This window comes from Paenibacillus sp. JT22N15 (assembly GCF_059383755.1).
This window is the reverse complement of sequence record NZ_JBXENV010000012.1, coordinates 35,628-55,468: the sequence shown is the minus strand read 5'-3', so window position 1 is coordinate 55,468 and position 19,841 is coordinate 35,628. Positions and strand designations below refer to the sequence as shown.

Here is a 19,841-nt window from a genome sequence, read left to right as displayed (position 1 = left end):
ATGGATTTTAGGGTATCTATTGGTTCTGATTTGCCTAGAGAAGCCTTGCGAAAGATACTTTACGATATGATATACGAAGTGTTTTTTGTAGAATTAATTAATTATGAAGTGGAAGTAAGGGATCGATCTGGTGCTCAGCAAGTGAGTATTGGTTGCACTTATTTTTCACTAAGTATAGATTTAGATGAAGAAGAAGACTATATTAAACGCTTTCGAGAGATGAATCTCGAAGATCATGGAGTGGATACAAATGTTCCTATTAGTATTCAATTTATATCGCGTACTTTTGATATTGGGTGGTTAAAGATGCTTGAAGTTATTGGGAAAATACTGCAGTTGAACGATAAGGATATGCTTGTTGAAGATGATACCTCCTATCCATTAATAAAAAGGGTTAAAGGGAGTTTACTGATCAATACCCATTTAGATGAATATCAAACGAGTTATTTGGCTAAGGAAGATTTAGAACTACTGAACTACCCCTATCTAGAAGAGGATTTTTTTAAAGATAGAGAGTAAAAAAGCAGCCACTCTTTATTTGCTGAAGCCAAAAATGAGTGGGAGAAAAACAGTTTTGCAGCACAGGCTGCAAGCTGTTCTTTTTTCTGTGAAAGTCAAAATTGTACGGAGTATCTATAGCAACAGTATTTAAAAAGCTAATTTTAAGAAGGCAGGTGTTGAAATGGGAGAGCAGTCGAATGATTTAGCAAAAGTTATGGAGAAGATTAATAGAGTTCGATTAGAAGAAGGTATACTGGATTACTTAGAGATAGGCGGGCTGGACCTCTCTTTTTCAGACTTATCAGAGCTAAGGGCAGATCGAATTATGGCTCATGGTACGAACCTGCGAGGCTCTGAGCTATTAAGTGTCTCTTTGCGTGATTGTGAATTTGACAAGGCTAATCTGGAAAGCTGTAATTTGGAGGAAGCCGATATCGCTGATTGTGTATTAAGCGAGGCGAACCTGCGTAAAGCTCAGATGAAGTATGCGCACATAAAAATAAGTACGTGTATAGAGACTTGTTTTGACGAGGTGGATTTTTACCATGGCCATTTATCTGGAACAACTTTCAATGAAGCTACATTTCGCCAGGCGAATCTAACGGGAATTATTGCAATCGAGGCCTATTTTGATGAAGCCGTCTTTGTTGGTGCTATTCTCATAGATGGAAACTTTGAAGGATCTGATTTCATTAAGGCTAATTTGTCCGAAGTACAAGCTAGGAATGCGAATTTCTCAGGAGCTGATTTAACTGGAGCTACACTATGGAATGGTCATTTTCAAGCAGCTGACTTTACAAATGCTAAACTTAACGATGTAATATGGAAAGGGGCTAACATAGAAGGAGCTAAGTTCGATAAAGGTGCTAGAGAACAAATTTTAAAACAGCTATAAAAGGTATGATCATGCTGCGGACTACTGGCGATGATGCCACCTCAGGCTGTATCCCCTGATAAATTCGTAGTTTTAGGAATGAATACATATAACGAAAGGTCCGAACAAAATGGAAAATAAAATAACGGCAAGCTATGATGCCATTCAACATAATTTGGTTCAACAAATTAAGCTGGAAAATCATTTTAAAATAGAAGACATTAAGCTCATTGCCGGAGTGGATTTAGCGTACTGGGAGGAAGCTGAGAAGACAATTGCAGTATGCTGCATATGTGTCGTAGATTTTCTGACGAAAGAGGTTGTGGAGATACAGTCTTTAAAAGCTGAAATTAAGGTGCCTTATATACCGGGCTATTTATCTTTCAGAGAATTGCCTTTAATTATCGATACGTTTAAGCTGCTAACTAGTGATCCGGATATGATTATGTTTGATGGCAATGGATATTTGCACCCTAGAAATATGGGAATCGCCACACATGCGTCCTTCCATCTGAATAAACCGACGATAGGTATGGCGAAAACTTATTTGAAAATCGATTCGGTTGATTTTGATATGCCGGCGAATGAAGCAGGGGCGTTCACCAATATTGTAATAAACAACATCGTATATGGACGAGCGCTAAGAACGCATAAAGATGTGAAGCCTATTTTTATTTCATGCGGCAATTGGATTGATATAGATACCGCGACCGCCATCACGCTAGCGTTAATTAATAAAGAAAGCAGACTGCCTATACCCGTAAGACTAGCCGATTTAGAAACTAAAAAAAGGAGAGAGCATTTTAGATAGCATATGGAAAAGGCTCGTTCCACTTGGACTTCAAGGAGGAATAAGCCTTTTTTTAGAATAGCTTTAGAAAAGCCCCGTGACACTTAAACTCCAATACTATCTCTACAACTACATCGTCGCGCTAATAAGCAGCAGACTGTGCTTATTTATTCAAAACACTTTCCTCCAGCATCGAATACTTATCGCCATAAATTCGGATAATATGCTCTTCACCCCAATTGCAGAGGGCGCTCAAAATGCTGTCGAGGCTGAGTCCGTATTCGGTCAGCTCGTATTCGACCTTAGGAGGCACCTGATTATACGTAATCCGGTTCACGATTCCATCGTCCTCCAGCTCGCGGAGCTGCTGAGTGAGCATTTTTTGCGTAATGCCTGGCATGAGCCGCTTCAGCTCGCTAGTCCGCTTCTTGCCGTGGGTGAGATGGCACAGAATGACGCATTTCCATTTCCCTCCGATAACCTCAAGCGTCGCTTCTACGGAAATATTGTATTTCTTCTTCGTCATGCTGCTCCTCCTTGCTGATCGGTATTTATAGGTACTTTTTAGTGCCTACAGTACTGAAAAGTACGTACTATTCATTTGGATAGATATAACCTATCATAGCATTTATCGATCCATTGCGGCTACTCGCGAAGTGAACCGTACCCAATAGATACACGACAGAATAGGAGGCAATATAGCATGACTATTAATCAAAAAAGAAGCACATTGGCACTGCTGGCTCTCGCCGTTAGCGCATTTGCCATTGGTACCACGGAATTTATAAGCGTCGGGCTGCTGCCGCTGATTTCAGAGGACTTGCAGGTATCGCTGCCGACAGCGGGGCTGACCGTTTCGCTTTATGCACTGGGTGTAACGATTGGGGCTCCCATCCTTACATCCCTAACGTCCAGCTTGTCGCGTAAAACGCTGCTCATGTGGATTATGCTCATCTTCATTATCGGCAACAGCTTAGCGGCCGCGTCGTCGAGCATTGAGGTGCTGCTGATTGCCCGCATCGTATCGGCTTTTTCGCATGGCCTATTTATGTCGATTGGCTCGACGATTGCGGCAGACCTTGTTCCGGCGAACCGCCGTGCCAGCGCGATTTCAATTATGTTCAGCGGATTGACCGTTGCGACGGTAACCGGTGTGCCGCTCGGTACATTTATCGGCCAGCTGTGGGGCTGGCGAACGGCTTTTGTCGCTATTGTAATTGTCGGCGTTTTTGCATTTATCGCGAATATGCTGCTCATTCCAAGCGATTTGCGCAAAGGGGCTCGTTCTTCCTTTAAAGATCAATTGCAACTGGTCAAAAATGGCCGGCTATTGCTGCTGTTCGCCATCACCGCCTTGGGCTACGGTGGCACATTTGTCGTATTCACTTATTTATCCCCGCTATTGCAGCAAATAACCGGATTTAAATCGGGAACGGTCACGGTTATTTTGCTCGTATACGGTATTGCGATTGCGCTCGGTAATATGATTGGCGGAAAGCTTGCCAACCGCAACCCGATTGTTGCTTTGTTTTATATGTTTATGGTGCAGGCCGTTGTGCTCGTTATCCTGACATTTACGGCGCCTTTCAAAATTATCGGTCTAGTGACGATTATTGCGATGGGACTGCTGCATTTTATGAACGTGCCGGGTTTGCAGGTGTACGTTGTGATGCTGGCCGAACGGTTCGTGCCGCGTGCAGTTGATGTGGCCTCGGCGATTAATATTGCTGCCTTTAATGCAGGGATTGCTATCGGCGCTTATCTTGGCGGCATTATTGCTGCTTCCATCGGGCTTATTCATACGACCTGGATCGGCGCGTTGATGGTGCTGGGAGCGGTGCTGCTGAGTGGGTGGAGCATGGCGCTGGAACGCAAGGACCAGAAGGGAAGTCAGAAAGCGGCGTGATTTTAGCGGGAGTATACAATCTGCAATAATAACAGGGCTGTCCATCCGTCAGTAAAATGGCGGGGGCGGCTTTTTGCATTTTTTAAAATAAATCCTTATTCGTCTCCATCCAAGTATATTTCCTTTAGCAAAAACAGCTCATCATTAAATGGATTATGGATGGAATTAGAAGCCCCTTAGGATCGGGAAGTTAGAAGTGAAAAAGGCATAAAATTGATAAGCGGACGCCCATTTGCTATCATAAATAATAAGGGACTGACCGAAAGAACAAATCGGTCATTTCGTTTGTTTTCAACATTTTTTGCGTTTCATTATGGGCAATGAGGGAGAGTGAAGCATGTCAACGATCGAGGTAAACACGAAGGATGGCACGGTTAAAGGGCAGCAGTTAAACGGAGTTTCCGTTTGGAAGGGAATTCCCTACGCCAAGCCGCCAGTAGATGAGCTGCGATTTGCAGCGCCTGTTCCGCCTGAGCAGTGGGAAGGCGTCAGAGAAGCTTTCCATTTTGGCCCTGAAAATATACAGCCGAGACATAATGGGACGTCAGCGGAGTTTGCCGCAGGTGCGTTCCTCGAATCTGAAGATTGCCTTTATTTGAATGTATGGGCACCGGAAGCAGCCGTTACTGAAAATGCAGCCGCGCCGCTTCCAGTTATGGTATGGATTCATGGCGGCTCTTTCTTGACTGGAGCAGGAAGCTTGCCTCTCTATGATGGATCAGAGCTGGTGAAGCGAGGAAATGTGATCGTCGTGACGATAAATTATCGGCTAGGACCGTTCGGGTTTCTGCATCTCGCGCCGCTTGGCGGCTCCTTCGTATCGAATGCAGGACTTCTAGATCAAATAGCAGCACTGGAATGGGTGAAAAATAATATCGCGGCGTTCGGCGGCGATCCCGCTGCCGTCACAATTTTTGGCGAATCCGCAGGCAGTATGAGCATTGCAGCGCTGCTGGCCATGCCGAAGGCGAAAGGCTTGTACAGCCGTGCCATTATGCAAAGCGGAGCGTCGCAGTCCATTGCGCCTCAGCAAGCGGATGCCATCCGGGCAGGACTGCTTCAAGTTCTCGGCATTAGCCCATCTGAGCTGGATAAGCTAAGGAGCGTGCCGGCGGAGCAAATTTTTGCAGCAGGAGAAAAGCTGAAGGAGCAGGCGGGAGACCGGTTTGCGCTGCTGTTTCAACCGGTGCCCGACGTAGCGACGCTTCCACAGACGCCGCTGGAGGCCATTCAGGAAGGGGCAGCGGAAGACATTCCTCTGCTAATCGGGACGAATTTGAATGAGGGGCATTTTTTCATCCGGCCCGATATGCCTTTTGATGATAATCTTGATATGTCCAAAGCGTTGGCTTTTATGGCGCCGGATATCAAAAACGCCGCCGCAGCCGCGGCTGCTTATCCGCAAACGTCAGACGGACAAGCGCAAATGATGACCGAAGCCTTTTTCTGGCGTTCGTCCCTGCAGTTCGCCACCGCACAAAGCGAGCATGCGCCTGTATGGATGTATCGTTTTGACTGGGTGCTGCCAGAGCATCCGCTGCTGAATAAAGCGATTCACGCCATTGAAATCTTCTTTGTGTTCAATACGCTGGAGCAAATGCAGAGCATGGGCGTTACACCCGATGAGTCCATGAGGCAGTTAGCTTGGCGCATGCAGGATGCGTGGCTTGCTTTCGCCAAACAGGGTGCGCCTAATGTTGAAAATGTCACTTGGCCTGCATACAGCAAGCCGGAGCGTTCGACGCTCATTTTCAACCATAGCATTCAAGTGATTGCTGACCCTGAAGCCCAAAAGCGCGAGCTGCTGGAGCTGTAAAGCATCAGAATAAAATAAGCTTCAAATCGAAAAGCACCAATGAAGCAGGCGCAATTGCCTATTTCATTGGTGCTTTGTTGTAGTGTGGCTTTGTTGTAATGGTGTTTGGTGCTTTGGTGTTCATAATCCCATCAATCCATCATCCATTACCTGCTTGGCTGCAAAACCGCCGCCCGCCCTTTCCGCTGTTTAAGCAGCAGCAAGAGAGGGAAGCCGGCCAGCACTGTAATGGCACCGACCACAAACACATCATTAATGCTCATTGTGAACGACATCAAGCGGATCGTATTCGTATCGGTAGCGCCAGACTGGATGAGCTCGCTGCTATGGATGGCGGAACGGCTGGAAATGAGTCCCGTAAACACTGCAATAGCGAAGGAACTGAGCACATTGCGAATCCAGTTGCTGATGGAAGCGGCATGACCGGACCACTCAGGCGGAATTTCTTCCATGGAGGCGGTACTGCTCGGAACGGAAGCAAAGCCAAGCCCAATATTGCGAATGATCATTCCCCATAGTATGAAGCTGTACGCCGTATCCATATGCAGCCAGCTCAGCATAAACAGCCCTGCGAAAATAAATACGATGCCGATGCTGATCATTTTCACCGCTCCAAGCTTCGGGTACAGCTTTCCGGCTATTGGGCTTAGAAGCGCCAATATGACGGAGGAGGGCAGCAAAATCAGCCCTGTTGCAAGCGGACTTTCAAGCTGCACCTGCTGCAAAAACAGCGGAGTCAAATACGTTCCCGTGTACAGCGCCACCGTCACCATGCCATAAATGCTCAGCATGACGGTAAAGCGGCGAATGCGGAAAACCCGCAAATTCAGCAGCGGCTCCTTGGCCGTCAGCTCCCGCCAAATAAAGAGGCCTAGCAAAGCGACGCCTGCAGCCATAAGCAGCAGCGTTTTCCATGAGCTCCAGCCCCAGCTGTTGCCCTCACTGAAAGCTACGAGCAGCGCCAGACTGCCGAGAATAACGGTCATGATGCCCGGTATATCGAGCGATTTCGGGATGTTCATCCGATAATAAGGAATCAGCTTTTGGGTCAAAATAATCGCAATCAGCCCGATCGGCACATTGAACAAAAACAACCAATGCCAGCTTGCCTGCTGCAGCAGCCAGCCGCTGAAAGTCGGTCCAATCGCAGGCGCGACCATCGCCGACAGCGACCATAGGCTAACCGCAAATGCCCGGCGCTCCTTCGGCACAACCTGAAATATTATCGTCATCGTACAGGACATAATAAGCCCGCTGCATGCCCCTTGCAGCATTCGAAATACGATCAGCGACGTCGTATCCCATGCGGTTGCGCACAAAAACGAAAACAGCGTAAAGCCGACCAGCGCGTATAAATATAATCGTTTATAACTGAATCGTCCTCCCAAATACCCGACGAGTGGTGAAATGACTCCGGTTGCCAGCATAAAGCCCGTCACCATCCACTGCATTGTTGAAAGCTCCGAATGGAAATGATCCATTAGCAGTGGAAGCGCAATATTAATCGTCGTTGTGCTGAGCACAGAAAGGAACGTTCCGAAGAAAATCGCAATCATAATCGGCCAAAATCGTATCGTAGTTGTCTGCTCCTCCAAAACAAATGTCCTCCTGTCATTGCTTATATGTCTACTTTTACATATAATATTCTGTGTTATCTATGTTACACTTATGCATTTTATATGTCAATAATGACATATTGGGAGGCCGTTAGACGATGCGATTAAACACTTTATCCTACGGGTTGCTTGCTTTGCTAAGCGCTAGTCCACTAACAGGCTATGATTTGGCGCAAAAAATAAAGCCGCTGTGGCAGGCGGGCCACAGTCAAATTTACCCGCTGCTTGCTGCGCTGGAGCAAAACGGCTATATCGCTTTTGAGCGGATTGAGCAGCAGGATAAGCCGGACAAGAAGGAATATTCCATTACCGATAAAGGGCTAACGGAGCTGGGAAGATGGGTGGAGCTGCCAGCGGAAAATCCTGTGCTGCGGGACGAGCTGCATTTTAAGCTGTATGGCTTGTGGCTGTCAGAGCCGGAAAAGGCAAAGGCGTTGCTCGTTACTCGCGAAGCTTTTTGCCGGAGCGAGCTGGAGCGTTACGATGGACTGATGCGTACTCTGGAGGAGAAGCGCGTAAGCGGGAAGGATGCGCGCAAGCAGAACGCGCGGCTGCTCGGGCGTTATTTGCTGATTAGCAAACGAATGATGGATACGCGGACTTCGTTAGCTTTTTGCGAATGGGCAATGAAGGAGCTTGAAGCCAGCGAATGGCTGGAAGGCTGACGGGCTGGGAGTTCACGATTATGCTCGGAGGAAGCGCCGTGTTTTTCTGGTCGAGATTATATTACAAAAGGAAAATGATGTAATTAACTCTGAAGCAAAGCCCAATCCTCTATGTAGAGTGGATTGGGCTTTGCTTCGTACCAGCTTTTATGCTTCTCGAGAGGCGGCTGCGTCACTTCTCTGAAAATGCACCTTGAGCGAGGGAAGAACAGATATCAAACATACGGCTGCCGCTATGAGGTAAACGGGAACCAAGCCGATTGAAGTCGCGAGCAGTCCGGATACAACTGTGCCAAGCAGGGTCGCCCCTATGAACAAGGGGGTCATCAGACCATTGACCTTGCCGACCATTCCGTCGGGAATTTTCGCAATGACAAAGCTGGCAACTGCCGTATTAAGAACGGCGAGCAGCATGCCATTGGCGAAGCGGAATGCTCCAGTCACCAGCGGCCAGATAGAGGACCCTTCCACTATAAAGGTAATGCCAAGAAAGGCGAGTGCAAGCGGCAGCAAAAATTTAGCTTGAAGCAGCTTGGGCAACAGTGCTGCAAGCAGCGAGCCCAGCAGCAGGCCTATGCCGTCGGCGGTGGCAAACCACTGCACATTTTCCTTGCTAAGGCCAAGCCTTTCAGTCACTATAAATATTTCAAGCGGCTGAACGAGTCCGGCTGCCAGCCCGATGAAGGCGAAGGTTAGAAATAACCGGAGTAAGCTTTTCTCAGCCATAACGAAGCGGTAGCCGGAGGTTAAATCATTTTTAAGGGAAACGTTTGAACGTTCCTGTGACTTGTTTTCCTTAGGCAGCAGTGTAAGCGCGGTGGCTGACAATAGAAATAACACAGGCAGCACAAGCAGCGATGTAGTGATTCCTGCCCACTGATAAATCGCCGTTCCAACAATCGGACCGAGAATAAGAAACAATGACGATAGACTTTGCGAAAGGCCAACTGCGGCGGGAACCTGATCCTCAGGAATATGGCGTTTGAACACCTTCGCTGATGAAGGTTGTGAAAATTGGCTGACGATGGCGGATACGAATACGGATACATACAGCGCTTCCCACCAATCATTCGCCAGCATAAGCATAATGACGCCAATCGATGCGGCGCTGAGCAGGTCGCTGGCAATCATCGTGCGCTTCGGATTCCAGCGGTCGGCAAGCACGCCGCCAACGATGGAAAAGATAAGAATCGGCGCATATTCCAAAATGGACAGCAGGGATACGGCTACCTTATTGCCATTCGTCTGCTCCATGACAAAAAAGAGGAGTGCCATATTGCGAATCCAAATCGCTAGCTGCTGCATAACATCAGAAAAAAGAATAATGCGAAAAGTACGGTTCTGATATAACATGGTATCCATTCCCTTCGTTTGTAGACCGACCAACCGGTCTAATTATTAGCTAAAAAAAAAGCGCCAGCTATCCTTCACTTAGCGCGTATACCATTCAACAGCAGCTTGGCTGCCAGATGAAACAGCTTAGAGACCCGATCCGGTTCCTGCTCCCGGTCAATCGTATAATACACTTTTCCAAGGCCCTCCATCATGCTGCTGACAATCAAAACAAGCTCTTCCTCATCACTAGCAACAAATAGGCCGCTGGCTTGCCCCTCGCGAATAAGTTCGCGGCAGGCTTGCGATGCGTTATTCATGATCTGGAGAAGGCGATTGAAGATTTCCTCCTGTGTGAACGCCTGGCTGCGCGAAAATTCCTCCATGGCTTTCATAAGCGGATTTTGAAAGTCATGGGCGTAATGCTCTGCAAGTGCATAAAGCTGCTCCTCAACAGTAGTCAGCTTCTCACGTTTACGATCCCATGCCAAACGCCATTGCTCACTATCTTCCTCGGCCACCGCAAGGAAAAGCTGCTCCTTGCTCGGAAAATGATGATAGAGGCTGCCCTTGCTGACCTTGCTGCTCTCGCATACCTCGTTCATGGAAACGGCGCCATAGCCTTTCTGGACAAACAGCTGCTTTGCCGTGGAGGCGATGCGGCGTTTGGTTTCTTCACCATCTGAACGTCCCTTGACCATTTGCTGTCCCTCCTACTAGACCGACTGATCGGTCTAATTATATGCGAGTGACGACAATCTTGCAATATTTCCAGCCGTTGTTTTGAAAAATATCCATTTCTATGCTAGTCTTAAAAGAAAATAGTCGGAGGCAAAGCATGGCAAAAGCGCATAAGAAACTTTCAAAGCTTGAAATTTTGAAAAGAACGCTGTTTATTACAATCGGAGCCGTCCTCATGGGCGTCGCACTGGAATTGTTCCTCGTCCCAAATAGCGTCATCGACGGAGGAATTACCGGTATTTCGATTATGATCTCTCACCTGACTGACAAGCCTCTGGGTATTTTTATTTTCCTCTTGAACCTGCCATTCCTGTTCATCGGCTTCAAGCAAATTGGTAAAACGTTTGCGATATCTACTCTATACGGTATCGTGGTCATGTCCGTAACGACGCAAATGCTGCATCACGTGGACGCTTTTACAGAGGATAAGCTGCTTGCTGTATTGTTCGGCGGTATTATTCTTGGCGGTGGTATCGGTCTCGTTATCCGTTTCGGCGGATCGCTGGATGGCACGGAAATTTTGGCGATTTTAGCCTCGAAGAAGTTTTCCATGCCGGTTGGACAATTTATTATGATCGTCAACGTGTTCATCTTTATTTTGGCGGGCTTCGTCTTCAAATGGGATTCCGCCATGTATTCGATGTTCACGTATTATATCGCGACGAAAGTGATGGATATTGTGGTGGAGGGTCTCGACGAATCCAAATCGGTTACCATTATATCTGCCGAATACGAGGAAATTTCTGAAGCTGTTATGAGCCGTTTGGGCAGAAGCACAACGTATATCCAGGCAAGGGGCGGCTACTCCAGAGAAGAAACACAAATGATCTACTGCGTAGTCAACCGTCTGGAAGTGGCGAAGCTTAAATCAATCGTCCATGACATTGATCCCCGCGCATTCGTTGCCATTGAGCATGTATCTGATGTGAGCGGCGGCAACTTTAGCAAGAAAGAAATTCACTAAACGAACTCATGCCCGACCCTATATGATCTTATTTTTCCCAAAAGCAGCAGTTCAGGACACGCATTTATGGTCTGGAGCTGCTGTTTTTGATTCTATGCATATAGCCTTTTATATGGCTTTACATACCCTATGGGGGTATGTTAATATAAAAATAAGCTTATGCTATACCCCCTGGAGGTATTATTATGGACAAAGAAACGAAATCGGCTTGTTTGCATCAGCATATGGATTCAGGTGGTGCAGGCGATGACCAGTCCAAGGAGCGTCTGAGCCACCATTCCGATGATATGAAAGCGAATTTGATCAGGCGTTTGAACAAGGTGGAGGGTCAAATCCGCGGCGTGAAGGCGATGATTGAGAAGGATACGTATTGCGATGATGTGCTCACTCAGATAGCAGCTGCGCAATCGGCATTAAACGGGGTAGGCAAGCTGCTGCTGGAAGGGCATATGAAAAGCTGTATTGTCGATCGCATTCAGGCAGGCGAGCATGAAGTTATTGACGAGCTGTTGATTACCGTTAAGAAATTAATGAAATAATAAAACATTACTCAAGGAGGCTATAAAGATGGAAAATGTAATACTTAAAGTAGAAGGCATGTCCTGTGGACATTGCGTGAGCACGGTGGAGAAAGCTGTAAATGAAGCGGGAGCAAGCGGTAAAGTCGATTTAGCAGCTGGACAAGTAGCGGTGGAGTTTGATGCAGAGAAAGTATCACTGGCTTCCATTAAAGAAGCGATTGAAAACACCGGTTTCGACGTCGTATAACACGGGGCATAAGCTAAGCTTGCAGAGCCCTCTTTTTCCGAAGCGAACATAGCAAGATGGTTTGGGCTTTGGAGAAGGAGCGGCTTTTTGTGTTTTTTAAAAAAGGAGTTGGGAAAAGGAAAATGGCAAAAAGTAAAGCGGCGCTCTATATGACGATGATCGCGCTTGCGGGCATGCTGGCAGGATGCGGTTCGAATAGCGCAAACACTAGCGGCACAAGCGCAAGCGGTCATGAAGGGCATGAGCAGTCCAGCCCGGCAGCTGCACCAGAAGCTGCGGAGTCAGGCGCACACAATGGACATGGCAGTGATGAAAAAGCGGGGAGCAATAACGGTCATGGCGGCCATGGGGATATGGACGGTATGGAGCATGAACAGGCAAATGCCGATGTGTTGTGGAGCTTCCAGAGTGGACAGCCAGCAGCAGGAGCGGAAGAAGCCATTGAGCTTAATGTCACGGATGATGCGGGTGCGCCAATCGAGAAGTTTGATTTGAATCATGAGAAGCTTATGCATTTGATTGCCGTAAGCAGCGACTTGAACTATTTTTCACATATACACCCGAATTATGAAAGTGGCGGCAAATTTACAGTGAAGGAAACGTTCCCGGCCGCTGGCACATACAAGCTGTTTGCCGATTTTATACCAACAGGTGCCGCGCAGCAGACGATGAGTACAGAGGTGGAAGTTACGGGGCAAGCTGCCGCTAAAGTCGAGCTGAAGGCAGACCAAGAGCTTGTGAAGACGGTGGAAGGACAGCAGGTGAAGCTCGCGCTGTCAACGACGAAAGCGGGCGAGGAAGCTAAGCTCACGTACACCTTTGAGGATGCAGCGACGGGTGAGCCGGTTACAGATTTAGAGCCTTATTTGGGAGCTGTGGGCCATGTCGTCATTATTAGCGGCGATTTGGCAAAATATTTGCATGTGCATCCGCTGGATGAGGCTGCAAAGGGCCCGGATGCTGTTTTTGCCACCGAGTTTCCAGAGCCTGGTGTATATAAAATATGGGGACAATTTCAGCGCGGCGGGAAGACGTTTATCGTCCCCTTCGTCGTGAACATTCAAGCTTAAACCTAACTTAGAAGCAAGGAGGAGAGGCGTTGCTTCCTTTCATACAGCTGCTGCAGCATCGAACGGCTAGGCCGTCGGTCCGCTTCGCCCATCTGAGCGTTGGCTCGAAAGCGGCAGCACCGAGAACGATTTACGATCATAAGTTTATTTTTGTGCTAAAGGGGAGCGGTATCGTTTCTTCTGAAGGCAAGCAAGCCGCATATAAGGAAGGCTCGGTCATTATGATTCCGCCGGGCGTCGCCCACAGCTTGATGCAGGGGCTGGAACAGGGGCAGGAGGATGAGCTGCATATTGCGATTCATTTTGACTGGGAGCCGCGGGTACAGCTGAAAGAGGAGCTATTGCATCACATTGATGCTAATGAGGCTTCCGAAACGGAGTCGGAATTGGCAGCATCAGCGCTGGTGCCAGCGCCAGTAACAGAGGAGCCAGCATCAAAATCAGCGCCATATTCCATTTGGCTTCCTCATGTGATAGTGCTTGAATCGGCAACGGACGAGCTATTTGCTTGTGCAGGCTGGACGGTGCGCGCCTATGAGCAGGGCGGTGCTTACCAGCGGCTGCGTACCGATGCTGAAATGCTGAACTTGATCGTGCAACTGGTCGAAAATTTAACGGACGGCCCGCAGGCGCTCCAAACGCTGCAGCCCTATGAAAACGAACAAGCGACAGTGCAGAAGGAGCACAGCGATATAATCATGTTCGTGCAGCGGATGGAGCAGCTTGCCGAAGAGCTGCCGATTTCGGCAGCGGCATTTGAGGAGCTGTACCGGGAAAGTTGTTTCTCTGAAAGCCATTTTCGCACGCAGTTTGAAGAGCGGCTAGGCATGGCGCCGCATTCTTATTTCACGAGAATCCGCCTGAGACGAGCTTCGCAGCTGCTGCTGGATACTGAGCTTACCGTTCAGGAAATCAGCTATTTGTGCGGCTACGAGGATGCTGAATATTTCAGCCGCTTGTTCCGCCAGCATGAAGGCATGACGCCTCAGGAATTTAGGCAATCGCTGAGGAGTGTAGGATAGGAATTGAATTATAGCTCGCACGTTGAATGAACTCATGAATTTCAGAGTGAACAGCGTTATAACAGAAATCAGCCCTTCAATCATCTTGTGGGATGACCGAAGGGCTGTTTCATTTTATCAGCTAATAAAAGTGAGAAAACGCAAGAGCTCACACCTGCTGCCTCGCACAAGCAGGAGCACCGCTCTTCCATTGCCCTGCAAACGGCTGAGCTATACCACTTTTAACCTCGTACACCATATTCCCTCTGCTCCAAGTAGCCATGACACGGCAGCCGAATGTTCTGCCGATATAAGGATTATGCTTATGACGATGATAGAGATGCTCGGCTTCAAGGGTGTATGGGGCATCGAGCTGAACCATGACTAGGTCCGCATCTGCTCCGAGGCGTATTTCGCCCTTCGTATCGCTGAGGCCAAACCTTGTGGCGGGTGCGGACGACAGCATCCGACTCAGCGCCGGGAGTGGAATCCCCCTCTTTGTATAGCCTTCATCAATCATCAGCTCCAGCGAATTTTGCGCTCCCGCTATGCCTCCCCACGCCGTAAAATAATTGCTGGATTGCTTCAATTCGCTCGGGCAGGGGGAATGGTCGGAGGCGATCATATCGATATGTCCAGCAGCAAGCATCGCCCACAGCTTTTCCTGCTCGAATTTGCTCCGTAATGGAGGGGCGCATTTGGCTGCTGGACCAATCAGCTCCAAATCACGGTCTGTGAGCACCAAATAATGAGGGCACGTTTCCAAGGTCACATCCATACCGCGCTGCTTAGCATTGGCTATCGTCTGGACGGCATCGGCACTGCTAATATGGACAAAATGCAAAGCGCATCCCGTCTGCTCCGCGAACAGGAGCGCGCGTTCAACCGCCTCAAGCTCAGCGCGCACTGGACGCGATGCCGTATAATCTGCCGCACCTATTTCTCCCTTGGCCAGCTTTTCTTTCGTCAAAGCAGAGACGATGGGCTCGCTTTCCGCATGAAGCGCCAACACATGCCCAAGCTCCGCAATAATCTTCATCCCTGCCAGTAGCGTCGCATCATCCACCTCGCGAAAGGCATCCTCGGACGGATCGCCGGGGGAAGACATAAAGGCCTTGAAGCCAATAACTCCGGCCTCATCCAACGCTCGCAAGTCATCTAGATGCCCCGGTACAAGCCCGCCCCATAATGCATAATCCACAACGGATTTTCCTTGCGCAGCGGCAAGCTTTTGCTGCAAGGCGGCAACAGTAACGGTGGGAGGGAGGCCATTTAGCGGCATATCGATAAAAGTAGTGCAGCCGCCGGCTGCAAGAGCCGAGGAGCCGCTGGCAAAGCCTTCCCAAGCTCCAAGTCCCGGCTCGTTCAAATGGACATGGGCGTCGATCATGCCGGGCATCACAATCATGCCGGTTGCCTGAACCGTTTGCTTGGCAGGGGCTGTCAATCGCTCAGCCAGCTGTACAATTCGCCCATTGTGGATACCAATATCCATTTGGCGAACATCATGGCTTAGGACAACCGAGCCGTCCCGGATGATTAAATCCAATGGTTCCTTCATAAGCTCACCTCTGTCCGATTAGGAGGATATAAACATAGAAGGCAGAACCACAAGGGCTCAGCCTTCCCGTTATGTTCCTCTTATTTTTATCCCTACTCAGTTACTTTTTTACTCGGTTACTAGCGCAGGATCAAGCGCTTTGAGCAAGCTCAGATCATGGTACGAAGCGAATTCAGGGATGCTTTTGATATTGCCTACACTTTTCAAATATTCGCCTACGGCTTGGCCGTTGCTCCCGTTAATGTAAGTATCATTTACTTCCATGGCGTATACGTTGCGGTTCATAATCTCTCTAAGCTCATCTTCGGTTAAGTGCAGCTCTGGCGCCAATATTTTAATTGCTTCTTCCCGATTGTCATTAATGTAAGCTGTCGCTTTCTCTAGAGCGCCAAGCATCGCTTTAATCGTATTCGGGTTTTCCTTCAAATAATCGTCGGTAACCTGTACCGTCGTATGCACGCTCATCCAGTTCACAGCGCCCGTTTTATCAGGAAGCTCGCTTTTTGTGCCGCTGAATAGAAACTTGCCGCCACCTTGAATCGCCTTCGTAATGAATGGCTCCCACGCTGCCATTGCATCGATTGACCCGTTCTGTAAAGCGACAACGGCGTCACTCGGCGCGAGGTTGACGTATTTGATTTTGCTTACGTCAACGCCAAGCTCCTTGCCCATATTATCGATGGCGAACTTGACATCTGCTCCGCTTGGAATGCCGATTGTTTTGCCTTCCAGATCCTTAGCGCTTTTCAATTCAAGCTTGCTAGAGCCGACGACAGCCTGTGTTCCGGCAATTTGAGCTAGCGGCGCTACAATTTTCACGGGAATATTGGAGGATTTCAAAATAATATCCATAAAGTTCGTCTGAATGCTGACAGGAGCGCTGCCCCCTGCAACCAAAGGAGCAATATCCGGGCCGCTTTCGATGAGCTGGCTTGTTACATCGAGGCCTGCTTCCTTGAAGTAGCCAAGCTTGTCGGCAATAATTTGCTGGGAGGAAATTTGGGCGTCGCGAACGCCGACGAGTGTAACGGTTGTCGTCTCGGGAGTGTCATCGGCAGCAGCCTCAGGCGAGCTTGTTTCCGCAGCCGCGGCAGTAGGGGCAGAGCTAGCGTTTCCGCTTGCACTCGTAGCTTCTTCCTTCGCGCCGCATGCCGTCAGCGCCAATGCCAGAGCGGAAACGACCAATAATTGTTGAACCCATTTTTTCTGATTAGCCATCGTAATCTCTCCCTATACCCATTGTTTTTTGTCTCTAAATTCTAAATTCTACTTTCTCAATGCTGCCAGCCGCATAAAGCGGATCAAGCTCCCCTAGATGTGCGTGCTACTTCTCAAACGCTTCGCTCATCCCTCCTTTGCGCCAGCTAAGAACCTTGTTCTCCAACAGTTTCAGCAAGGCGGAGAAGATGCTATAAATCAAGCCAATAAAAATAATGGCAACGAACATATTGGAAATTTTAAAATAATTCCGTGCGTCTACGATAATATAGCCGAGCCCCGATTTGGCACCCATCATCTCGGAGACGATCAGGGCGGAGAAGGACAATCCAAGGCTGACTCTGGCGCCTACGATGAAACTCGGAATGGCGGAGGGAAGCAGCACTCTTCTGAAAATTTGCCGTTCCGAAGCGCCAAGGCTCATCGCCGAACGGATAAGGGTAGAAGGGACGGTTTTGAACCCGTCTACCGTATACACTAATACCGGAAGAAACGTCGTCCAGGCAATGAGCAGAACCTTCGGAAATTCTCCGATTCCAAACCAGATAATGATCAGAGGGAGCAGGGCGAGTGCCGGAATCGGACCTACTAAATTCAGCAGAGGAGACATCCAGCGCTCCACCTGACGAAACTTGCTCATTAATACGCCGATAAAAACGGCAAGCACACAGCCGATAACAAAACCAGCCGCAATACGCAAAGTGCTGGATAGCAAGCTCTCAAAGAGAAGGCCCGTTTGCGCAAGAGCCCAAGCATCGCTAATAACGAGTGAAGGGGGTGGGAGAAAAAGCGGATTGAACAGGGCCGCTTTCATATTTATTTGAGAAAAAACTTCCCATAGAATGAAAAAGGCCAGATAAGGAACGAAATTCGATGTTCGCATAAAGCTGGAGCTAGGCTTAGTCTTCAACCTGCGTACGGCCTGATGTGCCCCAAGCTTGCCCGCTTGCGCCCCCTCGGCTGTGAAAGAACCTGATGTCTCGCTCATTGTACGGCCTCCTCCAATTCATTCTCCATCAATACGTGCTCGATTCGCTGCATAGCCTCGCCGAAGCCGGGCATATCGAAGGTGCGGGGATGCGGAAGGTCGACCTTAAATTCATCAGCAATGACACCGTTTTTCATGACGACAACACGGTCAGCCAAATAAATCGCTTCGCTTATGCTGTGTGTCACGAACAAAGTAGTGGGCTTTAGCTTTTCGCAAATGCGGCGCAGCTCTCTGCGCATCATGTCGCGGGTCAAAATATCCAAAGCCCCGAAAGGCTCATCCATCAGCAAAATATCGGGGGAGCTTGCGAGCGCCCGGGCAATGCCTACCCGCTGCTTCATCCCGCCTGACAATTCGGCTGGGTATTGATCCGCATATTTCTTCAAGCCAACGAGACCTAAAAACTGTCTGCCAACTTCCTTAGCCTCTGCTTTTCCCGCTCCTTGGACTTCCGGGCCAAAGCTTATATTTTCAAGTACCGTGTACCAAGGGAACAGAGCGTGATCTTGAAAAACCATTCCGCGAGCTTTGGAAGGGCCGCGAATTAGCTCGCCATCCACGAGCAGTTCCCCTTCATCAGGCAGCAAATAGCCGGCGATCATATTAAGCAGCGTAGATTTGCCGCAGCCGCTATGTCCAAGAATGCATACGAACTCGTGAGCATCCACCGTCAAATCGACATTTTTCAATATCGTCCGTTCACCAAAACGCTTTCCTGCATTTCGCACCATCAACTTCATCGCTATCCCTCGCTTTCTACCAAACATGTCCCTTGTTGTATCCCATTTATGAAGGTATCCCATCCAATATGAAATCCAAGATTGGATACAATCCTGTGCAAAAAAAATGATCGGCCTGCCGTCTCAGCTTTTCGCGCTGGCGTAATGACCGTTTGCCAAGCGGAAAACCTCGCTTAAGGACTGAGGAGCCGTTCCCTTTTCTTCGAACTGGAGCGTATCTTCGATTTCCTTTAAATGCTCGATCATCAAACGTTCCGCCTGCTCCGCGTCGCCTTGCTCGATTAAAAGCACTAATCGTCGATGATCGCTGCAATGCATATGCTTACTCATGCCATATAGGGCGATGATCACGTAGGTGAGCGATATAAGCTCCTCCAAATAGCGGTAATAATAATTATTGCCTGTGAACTCGGCGATTTTGAGATGGAAGTTGCCCGAGAGCCGCAGGGCGAGCAAAGGATCGCCGTTGTGATGGGCCTGATGTTCTTCATCAAGCAGCCTGCTTAACTGTCCGAGCTGATCGGCGGTCAGCTTTCCACTTACTTTTTTCACGCTGGAAGCTTCAATGACTCTGCGCATTTCGAAAACTTCCTTGGCCTCATCGACCGTAGGGCATGCAACGAATGTTCCCTTGTATGGAATCACCGTCACAAGCTTCTCGCCTGCCAGCTTGCGGAGTACATTGCGTACTGGCGTGCGGCTGACTCCGAACGATTCGGCAATAACCTCCTCGACGAGCTGCATGCTAGGGCGCAGCTTTTGCTGAATAATGGCATCTTTAATGGCTATATAAATATCAAGTTCATTTGCTACCCCCACTGGGAACATCTCCTTTCTAAGGCGGATCAGTCAAACGAAAGTGTTTGTTATGTTTTATAACATGAATAGTAAATTAAAAGCACTTTACAAGTCAATAGTTATTTTTGAATGGGCTGAAATGACGGTTTTATAAAAGTTATTTCAGAATTCCAACTGATTTTAGCACTTTTGCGTATAAATACTTGTCTTTTTCGCTAGCTCGCTTTTAGTCTGTGGCATATTTGAGTAATATAAACTAACACAAATAATAGATTGATAGCTGATTTTTAATTTGCAGGTTGTCCTACTTTTAAACTATAAAAAACACCTATATAGTGGTAGAATTGGATGAGTGAAATGAATGTGAAGGGTATAAAGAACTAGACGAAAATCATTTTGGGGTTATGCTTTTTATTTATTTTTATAACATTATAAAGTTGAGAGGATTGAATCATCATTATTAAATTTTATTATCGTATCAGTGTAACA

The 19,841-nt window shown here is 48.2% G+C and carries 20 protein-coding genes; 11 read left to right on the top strand and 9 right to left on the bottom strand.

What is annotated here, in order from left to right; genetic code table 11:
- The 3 genes from AC50X8_RS22825 (at position 1) to AC50X8_RS22815 (ending at position 2,186) form a co-directional block, all read left to right on the top strand.
- Positions 1-519 (top strand): hypothetical protein, encoded by a 519-nt coding sequence (locus AC50X8_RS22825; RefSeq protein ID WP_494862418.1) that lies wholly within the window; start codon positions 1-3, stop codon positions 517-519.
- A 163-nt stretch (positions 520-682) separates the two neighbouring features.
- Positions 683-1,396, top strand: a complete 714-nt coding sequence (locus AC50X8_RS22820) for a pentapeptide repeat-containing protein (RefSeq protein WP_494881685.1) — start codon at positions 683-685, stop codon at positions 1,394-1,396.
- A gap of 109 nt (positions 1,397-1,505) precedes the next feature.
- Positions 1,506-2,186, top strand: a complete 681-nt coding sequence (locus AC50X8_RS22815; RefSeq protein WP_494881683.1) for an endonuclease V — start codon at positions 1,506-1,508, stop codon at positions 2,184-2,186.
- 142 nt (positions 2,187-2,328) lie between these two features.
- Here the strand turns inward: AC50X8_RS22815 and AC50X8_RS22810 are convergent, their stop codons facing one another.
- On the bottom strand, positions 2,329-2,691 hold the full coding sequence (locus AC50X8_RS22810; protein WP_056037398.1) for a winged helix-turn-helix transcriptional regulator: 363 nt from the start codon (positions 2,689-2,691) through the stop codon (positions 2,329-2,331).
- A gap of 177 nt (positions 2,692-2,868) precedes the next feature.
- Here AC50X8_RS22810 and AC50X8_RS22805 point away from each other — a divergent pair, with 177 nt between their 5' ends.
- Both AC50X8_RS22805 and AC50X8_RS22800 read left to right on the top strand, forming a co-directional pair.
- Positions 2,869-4,071, top strand: a complete 1,203-nt coding sequence (locus tag AC50X8_RS22805; RefSeq protein ID WP_494881681.1) for an MFS transporter — start codon at positions 2,869-2,871, stop codon at positions 4,069-4,071.
- A gap of 337 nt (positions 4,072-4,408) precedes the next feature.
- Entirely contained in the window at positions 4,409-5,887 is a 1,479-nt protein-coding gene (locus AC50X8_RS22800) for a carboxylesterase/lipase family protein (protein ID WP_494881679.1), read from the top strand.
- Positions 5,888-6,033: 146 nt separating this feature from the next.
- Here AC50X8_RS22800 and AC50X8_RS22795 read toward each other — a convergent pair whose 3' ends face one another.
- Positions 6,034-7,482 carry a DHA2 family efflux MFS transporter permease subunit gene (locus tag AC50X8_RS22795; protein WP_494881677.1) on the bottom strand — a complete coding sequence of 483 codons (1,449 nt, stop codon included), beginning with the start codon at positions 7,480-7,482 and terminating at the stop codon, positions 6,034-6,036.
- A gap of 119 nt (positions 7,483-7,601) precedes the next feature.
- Between AC50X8_RS22795 and AC50X8_RS22790 the strand changes: the two genes are divergently transcribed.
- Complete coding sequence (locus tag AC50X8_RS22790) at positions 7,602-8,168, top strand: PadR family transcriptional regulator (RefSeq protein WP_494881674.1); 567 nt, start codon at positions 7,602-7,604, stop codon at positions 8,166-8,168.
- Positions 8,169-8,315: 147 nt separating this feature from the next.
- Here the strand turns inward: AC50X8_RS22790 and AC50X8_RS22785 are convergent, their stop codons facing one another.
- Both AC50X8_RS22785 and AC50X8_RS22780 read right to left on the bottom strand, forming a co-directional pair.
- On the bottom strand, positions 8,316-9,521 hold the full coding sequence (locus tag AC50X8_RS22785; RefSeq protein ID WP_056037386.1) for an MFS transporter: 1,206 nt from the start codon (positions 9,519-9,521) through the stop codon (positions 8,316-8,318).
- A gap of 74 nt (positions 9,522-9,595) precedes the next feature.
- Entirely contained in the window at positions 9,596-10,201 is a 606-nt protein-coding gene (locus tag AC50X8_RS22780) for a TetR/AcrR family transcriptional regulator (RefSeq protein WP_494881672.1), read from the bottom strand.
- Positions 10,202-10,338: 137 nt separating this feature from the next.
- Here AC50X8_RS22780 and AC50X8_RS22775 point away from each other — a divergent pair, with 137 nt between their 5' ends.
- The 5 genes from AC50X8_RS22775 (at position 10,339) to AC50X8_RS22755 (ending at position 14,065) form a co-directional block, all read left to right on the top strand.
- On the top strand, positions 10,339-11,205 hold the full coding sequence (locus AC50X8_RS22775) for a YitT family protein (protein WP_056037378.1): 867 nt from the start codon (positions 10,339-10,341) through the stop codon (positions 11,203-11,205).
- A gap of 224 nt (positions 11,206-11,429) precedes the next feature.
- Positions 11,430-11,744, top strand: coding sequence for a metal-sensitive transcriptional regulator (locus AC50X8_RS22770; RefSeq protein ID WP_056037437.1), 315 nt, complete (start codon positions 11,430-11,432; stop codon positions 11,742-11,744).
- 28 nt (positions 11,745-11,772) lie between these two features.
- Positions 11,773-11,973, top strand: coding sequence for a copper ion binding protein (locus AC50X8_RS22765; RefSeq protein ID WP_056037375.1), 201 nt, complete (start codon positions 11,773-11,775; stop codon positions 11,971-11,973).
- Positions 11,974-12,095: 122 nt separating this feature from the next.
- On the top strand, positions 12,096-13,043 hold the full coding sequence (locus AC50X8_RS22760) for a DUF8832 domain-containing protein (protein ID WP_494881667.1): 948 nt from the start codon (positions 12,096-12,098) through the stop codon (positions 13,041-13,043).
- Positions 13,044-13,072: 29 nt separating this feature from the next.
- The gene (locus tag AC50X8_RS22755) at positions 13,073-14,065 is read left to right on the top strand and encodes an AraC family transcriptional regulator (RefSeq protein WP_056037373.1); all 993 of its coding nucleotides are present in this window, start codon (positions 13,073-13,075) and stop codon (positions 14,063-14,065) included.
- A 148-nt stretch (positions 14,066-14,213) separates the two neighbouring features.
- On the opposite strand, the gene AC50X8_RS22750 is transcribed toward AC50X8_RS22755, so the two are convergent.
- The 5 genes from AC50X8_RS22750 to AC50X8_RS22730 all read right to left on the bottom strand — a co-directional run bounded on the left by AC50X8_RS22750 (position 14,214) and on the right by AC50X8_RS22730 (position 19,373).
- Positions 14,214-15,605, bottom strand: a complete 1,392-nt coding sequence (locus AC50X8_RS22750) for an allantoinase (RefSeq protein ID WP_494881662.1) — start codon at positions 15,603-15,605, stop codon at positions 14,214-14,216.
- A 108-nt stretch (positions 15,606-15,713) separates the two neighbouring features.
- Positions 15,714-16,823, bottom strand: coding sequence for an ABC transporter substrate-binding protein (locus AC50X8_RS22745; protein ID WP_494881658.1), 1,110 nt, complete (start codon positions 16,821-16,823; stop codon positions 15,714-15,716).
- 106 nt (positions 16,824-16,929) lie between these two features.
- Positions 16,930-17,811, bottom strand: coding sequence for an ABC transporter permease (locus AC50X8_RS22740; RefSeq protein WP_494881656.1), 882 nt, complete (start codon positions 17,809-17,811; stop codon positions 16,930-16,932).
- Positions 17,808-18,554, bottom strand: coding sequence for an ABC transporter ATP-binding protein (locus AC50X8_RS22735; RefSeq protein WP_494862382.1), 747 nt, complete (start codon positions 18,552-18,554; stop codon positions 17,808-17,810). Before AC50X8_RS22735 ends, AC50X8_RS22740 begins: the two co-directional genes overlap by 4 nt.
- Positions 18,555-18,677: 123 nt before the next feature.
- Complete coding sequence (locus AC50X8_RS22730; protein WP_235533195.1) at positions 18,678-19,373, bottom strand: GntR family transcriptional regulator; 696 nt, start codon at positions 19,371-19,373, stop codon at positions 18,678-18,680.
- Between the last annotated feature and the right edge of the window lie 468 nt (positions 19,374-19,841).